Here is a 10,766-nt window from a genome sequence, read left to right on the forward strand (position 1 = left end):
TGGAGCCGGTGTAACCGTCTCTATATGGCGGTTAGGAGAGACAAATGTTTAGAACAATCCAAATTGTGCTCCTGAGCTCTCTGGTGGTGATCCCTGCGCCAGCCGCGATGGCGGCCTCGAATTCAGGCAGCAGAGCGCAGCCAAGATCATCTCAGGCTGCCGTGCCAGCCACACCACCTAGCCAGGCGCAGCTCCGAGCGATGCCTACCGTGCGCCTTTTGAAGCTTGGACAGAAGGCGCTGACCGTAGAAATGGATACGCAGGATTTCGTGACCGGGCTCGACGCCATCAAAATCGCGTCTGCACGTGGAGACCGTGAGGCAACCCGTCTCATGGCCAAGATCATGGCTCGCAATCAGATCATTCTTGGAGCTGACGACCGTGCAAAGCTGGAACGTCGCTTCCGGTTTGAAGCCCTTCGAGGCGCTTCGAGCTCTGTCCTCGCCATTGCCAATATGTATGACCGCGGCGACGGTGTCCCGGCGGACACGAAGAAAGCCGCGGAATGGTATCTGTGGGCTGCGCGGGTCGGGCACGAGCGCGCTATGGCTCATGCAGCCTATGGCTATGGCACGGGACGCGGATTGGAGCGTAACGAGGCTACTGCTCTAAAATGGCTTGATGGCGTGAACGAGGGGCGACAGCGGAGCACTCTCCTTGAGATCGGATGGTCTCTCGTGCTGGGCACGGAAGGCTTGCAGGATATGCCGTCCGCTCTTCGGTTCTTTGAGCGCGCAGCCCAGATCAAACCCAGCACCGTTTATCAGGTTGCTCTCGATCTCGAGCGAGGGACGCGCGGTGTCCAGGATCGAGAGGCCGCAAGTCATCTGATCCGGGTCGCTGCCGAGCGCGGCGATAATGGCGCTGCCGCCCATCTGGCGAATGCGCTCTCCAGCAGCACCAACGTCGAGGATCAGCGGCGAGCTGTACAATGGTACAGCCTTGCCGCTCAAGACAAGAGCAATCTTGTTGCGGGGCAAAGCCTCTCGCGCCTGCTTGCTCTGCGACCGTCAGGGGATCTGGTCTCTGACATCGTCACGGCTCTGGAGAAGGCAGCCGCTGCTGGCAACACGGAAGCGTTCATCGGCCTAGCCCATGCTTACTCAGAAGGAATCGGAGTCGATTCCTCGCCAGAGAAGGCAGCCGCTCTGCTGCAGCAGGCTGCAGACGCGGGAGTTCCGGAGGCGAAATATCGGCTTGGGCTCATGTATAAATCGGGTTTAGGCGTCGCCGCCGATCTCGGTAGAGCGGTCGAGCTCATGACAAGCGCTCAGGAGAGCGGCTATCCTCTCGCTGCCGTCGCGCTGAGTTCCATGATGGAGCCGGCCATTACAAACCCGGTCGAGGAGCCTGCGAAAACTCCGGGCCAAGCGAGCGAGGCTGCCGTGAAGTGACCCGGATTTTGCGGAAATGATTGCCTGTTGCCACTTCTTGGTAAGAGATGTGACGCTGGGCTACTCTTCAGATTCTGTGCTCATCGGTGCTTGGAAGCATACCTTTAGACGGAGCCCAGTGGAGCTAAAGGAATCGAACATCACCCGATTCGAAGCGAATGCTGCCGAAGGTAATCAATCGAGTAGTCAGGTTGATTGAGCAGATATTCCTGCAGGAAACATCCTCATTTTCGGTACCTGCTCGACAGATTTGTTGGCGATAATGCGCGCAACAATCTAATGTGAGCGTCTCTGTGATTGGTATTTTATTTCTACCTCCTAAGCATAGCTCTTTACCTCTTTATTAGGGATGGTTGAAGAGGCGCAATTTTGTACAATTAGAGGTAATCTCTGCGGAAAAGGCACATTTCATGTCAAACCTGTTGCCGGTCAACACTGTCTTGGGTTGCAAGAATTCCATGCTCCGCGAAGGCTTGAAGCACGTTCTCTCAAGCACGCGCTTTAAGTTGCATTCAGAAGGTATGACGCGCGGTGAGATCATTCTGAACCAGGACATGCCTGGTTCGGCGCTTCTCGTCATTCTCGATGCAAATCTCTATCCATCAAGGCTGGCGCATGGGATAGTTTCCATCAAGGAGCAGTATCCTCAAGCGCGAGTTGTCGTTCTCTCCGACAGCTTTAATCTCGATGACATGAAATCGGCGTTTCATTCGGGAGCGGATGGCTATTGTCTTGCGACGACAGGATGTGAGGCTCTGATCAAGTACCTCGATCTTGTCATGCTGGGCGAGGTGGTTTTTCCATCCGCTGCATTCCTCAATGCAATTTCGGACACTCGGTACGAGACGGATACTTGGAAGGAGACATCGGCGATTACGGTTCCTCCCAATCATGTACCTCTTACTCTCGAGAGCCAGGATTCTCCCATACGGACGCTTTCGAGCAGGGAGGCTGAAATCCTTCAGTGCCTCATGCAGGGAGCCCCGAACAAGGTGATTGCGCGCAAGCTCGACGTTGCTGAGGCAACAGTCAAAGTGCACATCAAAGCTATTCTTCGCAAGATTCGGGTGGCCAATCGAACGCAGGCGGCTATGTGGGCAGTCAATCATCTTTCTGCCGGCGGAGGCGAGGCTTCATCACTCCACTCGAGTGAAAGTCTGACAGCGCACAATCTGCGCTGAGCTGCGTTCTTGGATGTGGTAATGGATTTTGCATCGGCTGCTGTCGGTGCATATTCCATCAGAGGATGATCCAAAACTTTCGAGGTGATTATCCTCTCTTGGAGAGCATAGTGGCTTCAAAGCCTGCCCGAGCAAAATTCTCGTGACGAAGGTCACGATTGTCGGGGTGCATGTTGCGACCTGAAGCGTCGCGCCACCTGAAGACTTGATCCTATCCTGAATTGATGTGCGTAGATCTAGGACGCCCGACTCAGGGCATTACTTGTTGTAATAAAGCCTCGGAGTATCATCAGGGATTGCGGCGTTTAATTCTTCAGAATTGAAGCAAAATAACGTTCAACGTTTCTTTTCACTGGAGAGCTAGGTCGAACCGCGCATTCCCCTGCGTCCGTTATTTTATATCTTATTCATACCTTTTGATGAACGATTGTTAAAATGTTTTGAATGGGTATTGATTGCTTCTAATAAGATTATAAGCTAGATAACTTAAGGGAATATTAACTCTGCGTCTCACCGAATCAAGACCAGAAAGGCATCTGCAATGCGGAACACCTACGATCTTGATAGTCTTCCTCATCCAGGTGCCTCATCGGCCAAGGATGTCGCATATTCCAGGTATATGGAACTGGCGCGTTCGGTTGAGCCCTCGTCGGCAGACCACGCTGCTGTCCGACCGATCAGGACATTTCTTGTCGAGCCCAATGCCTTGTTGCGAGAAGGCTTGAGACGAATTCTGTCGGAAACCGTCTATGCCCCTTCGGCTGCAGCGGGAACCCTCGACGAGGTCAGTTCCCAGTGCGGGCCAGACAGCGGTACGGTTGTCCTCATCACGGATGCAAGCCGCGATCACGAGGGACTCTGCCGTCAGACGAAGCTGCTGAAAGAGCAGAACCCGAATGCGAAAGTGGTCATGCTGGTCGAGCAATATGACCTAACCCATGTGCTCACCGCCTTCCGTTCAGGGGCGGATGCTTACCTCAAGAAATCAATCTCCTATGAGGTGCTCGTCAAGTCGCTGGATCTTGTTCTACTGGGAGAGGTCATCTTCCCTGGTGCTATTATCGATCTTCTGCGCGATCAGGAAGCCCGCCCCGAGCAGGGCAAGCAGGCGTCAGCTCCTGAAGGGCCTCAAGAGCTGAGCCCTCCTGCGAAGGGTCTGTCCGGCCGAGAGACAGTCATCCTGCGCTGCCTGATGGATGGAGACTCGAACAAGATCATCGCGCGTAAATACGATATCACGGAAGCCACCGTGAAAGTTCACGTCAAGGCCATTCTGCGTAAGATCCAGGCTAAGAACCGAACTCAGGCGGCGATCTGGGCAGCGAGTCATCTGTCTGCGAACCGGGCGGCAACCGTCAGCTGATCGGGTCGATTGCTGGAGCTGTCGTTAAGGGAGCCAATGGCTCCCTTTCCCTTTTTGGCAAAACTAAGAAAGATTCGAAGAGCTTAGGCTGAGCGCAGGACCTCGACGCGTGTCGGCGCCTGATCCTCAAGAATCATCGCGGCTCCCTTGTCGGCAATCATCAGCGTAGGCGAATTGGTATTGCCGCTCGTGATCGTTGGCATGATCGATGCATCGATGACGCGAAGGCTCTCGAGGCCGCGAACCCTCAGCCGTGCATCGGTCACGGCCATCGGATCACCGTCGATGCCCATTTTGGCGGTGCCCACAGGGTGAAAGATCGTCGTGCCGGTGTCCCTTGCACCCTTTAGGAGTTCCTCGTCGGTAGAGAGTTGAGCCCCAGGCTTGTACTCCTCGGGACGGTACCTCTGAAGCGCCGGCATTGCGATGATCTGCCGAACGAGGCGCAGGGCATCCACGGCCACTCGTTGGTCTTCTTCCGTCGAGAGGTAATTCGGACGAATAAATGGTGCCTCTCCGGTTTGGCCGCTGCGGATCCGGACCGCCCCGCGGCTGGTGGGCCGTAGGTTGCACACGCTTGCGGTAAAAGCCGGGAAGGGGTGTGGATCCTCGCCGAACTTATCGAGCGAGAGAGGCTGGATGTGGAACTGGAGGTTCGGAGTGGCGTAGTCCGCCGAGGAGCGGGCGAAAGCTCCCAGCTGCGAAGGCGCCATGGTGAGCGGTCCTTTGCGGAAAAGTGCATATTCAAGCGCCATCTGGCCCTTCTTGAACAGCGAGCGGTATTCCTCATTGAGGGTTCGGACGCCGCTGACCTTGTAGATAGGCCGCAGCTGAAGGTGATCCTGAAGGTTCTCGCCGACACCGGGCAGGTGGTGGACGACGTCGATCCCATGCTCCTGCAGGAGGGGGCCGTTGCCGATGCCGGATAATTGCAGGAGTTGCGGCGACGCGATGGCACCCGCAGACAGAATGACCTCCTTGCGGGCTAGGATCCGCCTAAGGTTGCCGTTCTGCAGGATCTCCACGCCAATGGCGCGCTTGCCTTCGAAGAGAATGCGTGTGGCATGAGCGTGCGTTTCGACCTTCATATTGGGGCGTGACAGGGCCGGCCTGAGGAAGCCGCGGGCGGCCGACCAGCGGCGCCCGTTCTTCTGATTGACGTGGAAGTAGGAAATGCCCTCATTGCTGCCCGTATTGAAATCGCTCACCCGGGGAATGCCGGCTTCGACGGCAGCCTCAATGAAGGCATCCAGGATCTGCCACCGCATCCGAGGCTCTTCGACGCGCCATTCTCCACCCGCGCCGTGATGCTCGCCCGCACCGAGATAATGGTCGAGATGCTGGCGGAAGATCGGCCGCACATCGTCCCAGCTCCAGCCCTCAAGGCCCATCTGGCGCCAATTGTCGTAATCTTCGCGCTGGCCGCGCATATAGATCATGGCATTGATGGCGGAGCAGCCGCCCAGGACCTTGCCGCGCGGATAGTTGAGGATGCGGCCGTTCAGGCCCGCCTCCGCCTCGGTCTTGAACATCCAGTCGGCGCGCGGATTGCCGATGGCGAAGAGATAGCCGACCGGAATGTGAAACCAGATCCAGTTGTCTTTGCCGCCCGCTTCGAGAAGGCAGACTGCGTTGCGCGGGTCTTTGGACAGGCGGTTGGCGAGAACGCAGCCGGCCGAGCCGGCGCCGATAATTACGTAATCAAATGTTTCGCTGTCTGGCATGGTCCAGCTCAATGAATGAGCCGACGCTCAAGACGAGGAGCGCCGGCAGGGTTCCCGATGCCCCTTAAGTTACGCAGCGCCCTTCGATCTGCGCTTCATGAGTTCCAGAATCTCACCCACAATTCCCCGGCGGAACAGCAGCACGCAGATCACGAAGATGATGCCGATCAGCACGAGGACAGGGAAATCCGAGGCCGCGAGGTAGTTCTGCAGGGCGATCACCAGGCTGGCGCCGACGATCGGACCGATCAGGGTGCCGATGCCGCCGAGCAGGGTCATGAGGATCACCTCGCCCGACATCTGCCACTGCACGTCTGTAAGGGTCGCGAATTGGAACACGATCGCCTTCGTGCTGCCGGCGAGGCCCGCCAGCGCTGCCGACATGACAAAGGCGCCGAGCTTGTATCGGTCGACCCGGTAGCCGAGCGAGACCGCCCGCCGCTCGTTCTCGCGGATGGCTTTGAGAATGTTGCCGAAGGGCGAATGGACGATGCGCCAGATGGCAAAGAAGCCGAACAGGAAGATCGCCAGCGTGAGATAATACATAGCCAGCGGCTGGTTCAGGTCGATGAGGCCGAGCAGGTATCCCCGAGGTACGCCCTGGATGCCGTCCTCGCCATGGGTGAAGGGCACCTGCAGGCAGATGAACGCGAACATCTGCGACAGGGCAAGTGTGATCATGGCGAAATAGATGCCCTGGCGCCGGATGGCCAGGAAGCCCATGACGAGGCCCATGACGGCAGCGCCCGCCACACCAAGGAGGATCGCAGCCAAGGGCTCCCAGCCCCACACCTTGGCGGCATGGGCGGTGAAATAGGCGGCGCCGCCGAAGAAAGCGGCGTGGCCGAAGGAGAGCAGGCCCACATAGCCGATGAGCAGGTTGAACGCGCAGGCAAAAAGCGCGAAGCAGAGGATGCTCATCAGGAGCACGGGATAGAAGAAGAAGGGAGCAGCCAGGAGAGCCGCGATGGCGATCGCGCCCAGCACGATGGCGGGGGTGCGCAGCTTCGGCTGCTCTGCAAGATATTCGGTTCCGACCGCCATGATACTACTCCTCCCGCCCGAAGAGACCCGCCGGCCTGACGAGCAGAACGATGGCCATAACCACGAAAATAACGATGCTCGAGGCTTCCGGATAGAAAACCTTGGTGAGTCCTTCGAGAACGCCGAGCACGTAGCCCGTCACGATGGCGCCCAGGATCGAGCCCATGCCGCCGACCACCACCACGGCAAACACGATGATGATGAGGTTGGAGCCCATGAGCGGGCTCACCTGATAGATTGGCGCCGCCAGCACGCCCGCAAGGGCCGCCAGTGCGGCTCCCAGGCCATAGGTGAGGGTCAGAAGCAGCGGCACGTTCACGCCGAAGGCCTGAACGAGCGTGGCATTCTCGGTCGCTGCACGGAGATAGGCGCCAAGCCGGGTCTTCTCGATGAGAAGCCAGGTGCCGATGCAGATGACCAGGGAGGCGATGACCACCCAGCCGCGGTAGATCGGCAGGAACATGAAGCCCAGATTGACGCCCCCTGACAGCTGAGAGGGTGCAGCATAGGGCTGGCCGGCAGCCCCGAACCAGTAGCGGAAAGCGCCTTCGAGAATGAGTGCGAGGCCGAAGGTCAGGAGAAGGCCATACAGATGGTCCACTCCATAGAGCCGGCTCAGCATGGTGCGCTCGATGACGACAGCGATCACGCCGACGACCAGGGGCGCCAGGACGAGGGCAAGCCAGTAGTTCACCCCGGCATAGTTCAAGAGCAGGTAGGCCGCGAAAGCGCCCAGCATGTACTGAGCACCATGGGCGAAGTTGATGACCCGCAGCAGGCCAAAGATCACCGCCAGGCCGAGGCTCAGCATGGCATAGAAGGAACCGTTGATCAGGCCGATCAGGACTTGGCCGTAAAGCGCCGGGGTGGGAATGCCGAAAATCGTATTCATGATACTCTACACCCCAAGAACTTCGTGAAGTTCGTTCATGCGCGCATCGAGCTCGTGCCCTGGGAACGAGTTCACCATACGCCCATCCTCCATGAGGTAGAAGCGGTCCGCCACCTTCTTGGCGAAGCGGAAATTCTGCTCGACCAGGAGGATCGTCATGCCGCGCTCCTTGAGCGCCACCAGCACGTCGCCGATGCGCTGGACGATCACGGGAGCCAAACCCTCCGTCGGCTCGTCGAGGAGGATGATCTTCGCTCCAGTGCGCAGGACGCGGGCGATGGCAAGCATCTGCTGCTCGCCGCCCGAGAGCTTCGTGCCTTGGCTCGAACGCCGTTCATAGAGGTTGGGGAAGAGCGTGTAGATCTCCTCCACGCTCATCCCACTGTCCGACACCGTCGGCGGGAGAATCAGGTTCTCGGAAACGCTGAGGCTCGCGAAGATGCCGCGTTCCTCGGGCACGTAGCCGATGCCGGCCTGTGCGACCTTGTGCAGGGGCAGGCTCAGGAGATCCTTGCCGCGCAGTCGGATGACACCTTCGCGACGGCGCAGGATGCCCATGATCGCGCGCAGGGTCGTGGTCTTGCCGGCACCGTTGCGGCCGAGCAGCGTGACGGTCTCACCCTCGCGGATGTCGAGATCGACCCCGTGCAGGACATGGCTTTCGCCGTACCAGGCATTGAGCCCGCGGACTTCGAGGAGAGGAGCGCTACTCATGCTCAGTTCCCATATAGGCTTCACGCACTCGCGGATCCTGGCTGACTTTGTCGTAGGACCCATCGGAGAGGATCTCGCCGCGGGCCAGAACGGTGACGCGGTCGCAGAGATCGGCGACGACGTTCAGGTTGTGCTCCACCATGAGCACGGTGCGGTTGCGGGCAATGCGCCGGATCAGCTCGGAAATGCGGCCGATATCCTCGTGGCCCATGCCGGCCATGGGCTCGTCGAGCAGCAGCATGGCCGGGTCGAGCGCGAGCGTCGTGGCGATCTCGAGCGCCCTCTTGCGGCCGTAGGACAGCTCGGATGCCGTCAGATCCCTGTAGGACGAGAGATTGACCGCATCGATCAGCTCCATGGCCCGTTCATCGAGCGCCGAGAGGGCGCTGGACGAGCGCCAGAACTGCGTTGCGAGACCCGATGGGCGCTGCAGCGCCACGCGCACATTGTCGAGCACGGTCAGATGGGGAAACACCGCCGAAATCTGGAACGAGCGCACAAGACCCAAGCGGGCGACCTCGGCCGCCTTCAGCCGGGTGATGTCGGCGCCTTTGAACGTGATTTGCCCGCGGGTGGGCGTGAGAAACTTGGTGAGAAGGTTGAAAACTGTCGTCTTGCCCGCGCCATTGGGACCAATGAGAGCATGAATCGTGCCCTCATTGACGGACAGCGTTACGTCCTTCACGGCCAGGAAGCCACGAAACTCCATGGTGAGCCCGGTGGCATTGAGGATGGGTTGCGTACTGACCATAGGGTTCGGCCGATACTTTCTGGATAGGGCGATGGTTTGTACCAGCCAACGCCAGACAACAATAGAGGTGGGGCAGCGTTGCATGCTGCCCCACCTCGTTCAAGACGCTTACTGCGTGACCTGGCAGCCACTGTCGGCAACCTTCATGTAGGCGCTATCGCCAGGGATCTTGGCGAGCTGCTTGTACATGTCCCACTCGCTCTTGCTTTCTTCCGGCTTCTTCACCTGGAAGAGATACATGTCGTACACCATGCGGCCGTTCGGCAGCACCTTGCCGTTCTTGGCGAAGACGTCCTGAACAGGCATCTCGTGCAGGAGCTTGGCGACCGGTTCGGTCGCATCCGTGCCGGCCTTCTCGATCGCCTTGAGATACTGCGTCACGGCCGAGTAGGTGCCCATATGGATCATGTTCGGCATGCGGCCGGTCTTGTCCATGAACTTCTTGGCGAAGGCGCGGTTCTCGTCGCTCTGATCCCAGTACCAGCCCTCCGTGAGGGTCAGGCCCTGCGCGGCCTTCAGGCCCAGACCCTTCACCTCGGCCAGCGTGAAGAGAAGCGCCGCGAGACGCGTGCCGCCCTGGGTGATGCCGAATTCGGCCGCCTGCTTGATGGCGTTGGCGGTATCGAGGCCCGCATTGGCCATGCCGACGACATTCGCGCCGGAGCTCTGTGCCTGGAGCAGGAAGGACGAATAATCGCTGGCAGCCAGCGGATGGCGGACGGCGCCGACCACCTGGCCGCCCTTCGACTTCACGTATTTCGAAGTCTGATCCTCGAGGGAATAGCCGAAGGCGTAGTCGGCGGTGAGGAAGAACCACTTGTTGCCACCGTTCTCCACCAGCGCGCCGCCGGTGCCGACCGCAAGCGCGTGGGTGTCATAGGCCCAGTGGAAGCCATAAGGAGAGCACTGCTTGCCGGTGAGGTCGGTCGTAGCCGCACCGGTCGTCATGGTGATCTTCTTCTTGTCTTTGGACAGGCCCTGAACGGCCAGAGCTACCGAGGAGGTCGTCAGCTCCATGATGGCATCGACCTTGTCCGTGTCGTACCACTGGCGGGCGATGCTGGCGGCCACGTCAGGCTTGTTCTGATGATCGGCGCTTACGATCTCGACCGGTACGCCGAGAACCTTTCCGCCGTAATCCTGTATCGCCATGCGGGCAGCTTCCACGGAGGACTTGCCGCCGAAATCGGCATAGACGCCGGATTGGTCGTTCAGGATGCCGATCTTGACCACGCCGTCGGATGCCTGCTGTGCATAGGCCGATGAGGCCAGGGCGGTGCAGCTGAGGGCAAACAGAAGCTTGTTGAGGATGCGCATTGAGTCCCTTCCCTTTATTCTCAAGGCAGATTGATCCTGCCCTTGCCGGAGCCGCAGGCTGAGGCGTGCGGACGATGGTCAGAAAGGTACAGCCACTTCGGTCGCGATCAATGAGAAGAATGGTCATCCTTAAGTCGCAGAGGTCTTTGATTTTTATCTTAATTTCAGCCACGGTCTCAGAAACGTGACCGCTCCACAGACAACCCGGCTCCGCATCTCCTGCGGTTCACAAGCCCGAGGGCGGTCCATATATGCCTTTCAGTTTTCGTCCTCACTTTACTCGATGGAGTTCTGCCATGAGTGTTCATCACCAGCCTGCTGCCCGTCGTGTTCTGGATCTGAAGGACGCGTCGCTTCTGGTGGACTGGGCCTATGTGGCGGGCGCG

General features: G+C 59.0%; 9 protein-coding genes. 3 read left to right on the forward strand and 6 right to left on the reverse strand.

From position 1 onward, the window contains the following. The first annotated feature begins 200 nt into the window (after positions 1-200). From VB618_RS06095 to VB618_RS06105, 3 genes are all read left to right on the forward strand, one after another. Entirely contained in the window at positions 201-1,394 is a 1,194-nt protein-coding gene (locus tag VB618_RS06095; protein WP_329795672.1) for a tetratricopeptide repeat protein, read from the forward strand. Between the two features lie 410 nt (positions 1,395-1,804). Further along, positions 1,805-2,575: a response regulator transcription factor gene (locus VB618_RS06100; protein WP_329795673.1), complete on the forward strand. Its 771-nt coding sequence runs from the start codon at positions 1,805-1,807 to the stop codon at positions 2,573-2,575. Between the two features lie 721 nt (positions 2,576-3,296). Then, positions 3,297-3,938 carry a response regulator transcription factor gene (locus VB618_RS06105; protein ID WP_329795674.1) on the forward strand — a complete coding sequence of 214 codons (642 nt, stop codon included), beginning with the start codon at positions 3,297-3,299 and terminating at the stop codon, positions 3,936-3,938. 83 nt (positions 3,939-4,021) lie between these two features. Here the strand turns inward: VB618_RS06105 and VB618_RS06110 are convergent, their stop codons facing one another. From VB618_RS06110 to VB618_RS06135, 6 genes are all read right to left on the reverse strand, one after another. Further along, the gene (locus VB618_RS06110) at positions 4,022-5,662 is read right to left on the reverse strand and encodes a GMC family oxidoreductase (RefSeq protein WP_329795675.1); all 1,641 of its coding nucleotides are present in this window, start codon (positions 5,660-5,662) and stop codon (positions 4,022-4,024) included. A 69-nt stretch (positions 5,663-5,731) separates the two neighbouring features. After that, the gene (locus VB618_RS06115) at positions 5,732-6,706 is read right to left on the reverse strand and encodes a branched-chain amino acid ABC transporter permease (protein WP_329795676.1); all 975 of its coding nucleotides are present in this window, start codon (positions 6,704-6,706) and stop codon (positions 5,732-5,734) included. 4 nt (positions 6,707-6,710) lie between these two features. Continuing rightward, entirely contained in the window at positions 6,711-7,598 is an 888-nt protein-coding gene (locus VB618_RS06120; RefSeq protein WP_329795677.1) for a branched-chain amino acid ABC transporter permease, read from the reverse strand. A 6-nt stretch (positions 7,599-7,604) separates the two neighbouring features. Next, complete coding sequence (locus VB618_RS06125; RefSeq protein ID WP_329795678.1) at positions 7,605-8,312, reverse strand: ABC transporter ATP-binding protein; 708 nt, start codon at positions 8,310-8,312, stop codon at positions 7,605-7,607. Beyond that, entirely contained in the window at positions 8,305-9,063 is a 759-nt protein-coding gene (locus VB618_RS06130; protein ID WP_329795679.1) for an ABC transporter ATP-binding protein, read from the reverse strand. The genes VB618_RS06125 and VB618_RS06130 overlap by 8 nt, the downstream gene beginning before the upstream one ends. Positions 9,064-9,171: 108 nt before the next feature. Then, the gene (locus VB618_RS06135) at positions 9,172-10,380 is read right to left on the reverse strand and encodes an ABC transporter substrate-binding protein (RefSeq protein ID WP_329795680.1); all 1,209 of its coding nucleotides are present in this window, start codon (positions 10,378-10,380) and stop codon (positions 9,172-9,174) included. Positions 10,381-10,766 lie beyond the last annotated feature (386 nt).

The organism is Microvirga sp. CF3062, assembly GCF_036314045.1.
Taxonomy (GTDB): domain Bacteria; phylum Pseudomonadota; class Alphaproteobacteria; order Rhizobiales; family Beijerinckiaceae; genus Microvirga.

Excerpts from the sequence above, each read along its gene's own strand:
- VB618_RS06095 (WP_329795672.1), top strand. The coding sequence starts at position 201 with ATGCCTACCGTGCGCCTTTTGAAGCTTGGACAGAAGGCGCTGACCGTA.
- VB618_RS06100 (WP_329795673.1), top strand. The coding sequence starts at position 1,805 with ATGTCAAACCTGTTGCCGGTCAACACTGTCTTGGGTTGCAAGAATTCC.
- VB618_RS06110 (WP_329795675.1), bottom strand. The coding sequence starts at position 5,662 with ATGCCAGACAGCGAAACATTTGATTACGTAATTATCGGCGCCGGCTCG.
- VB618_RS06115 (WP_329795676.1), bottom strand. The coding sequence starts at position 6,706 with ATGGCGGTCGGAACCGAATATCTTGCAGAGCAGCCGAAGCTGCGCACC.
- VB618_RS06120 (WP_329795677.1), bottom strand. The coding sequence starts at position 7,598 with ATGAATACGATTTTCGGCATTCCCACCCCGGCGCTTTACGGCCAAGTC.
- VB618_RS06125 (WP_329795678.1), bottom strand. The coding sequence starts at position 8,312 with ATGAGTAGCGCTCCTCTCCTCGAAGTCCGCGGGCTCAATGCCTGGTAC.
- VB618_RS06130 (WP_329795679.1), bottom strand. The coding sequence starts at position 9,063 with ATGGTCAGTACGCAACCCATCCTCAATGCCACCGGGCTCACCATGGAG.
- VB618_RS06135 (WP_329795680.1), bottom strand. The coding sequence starts at position 10,380 with ATGCGCATCCTCAACAAGCTTCTGTTTGCCCTCAGCTGCACCGCCCTG.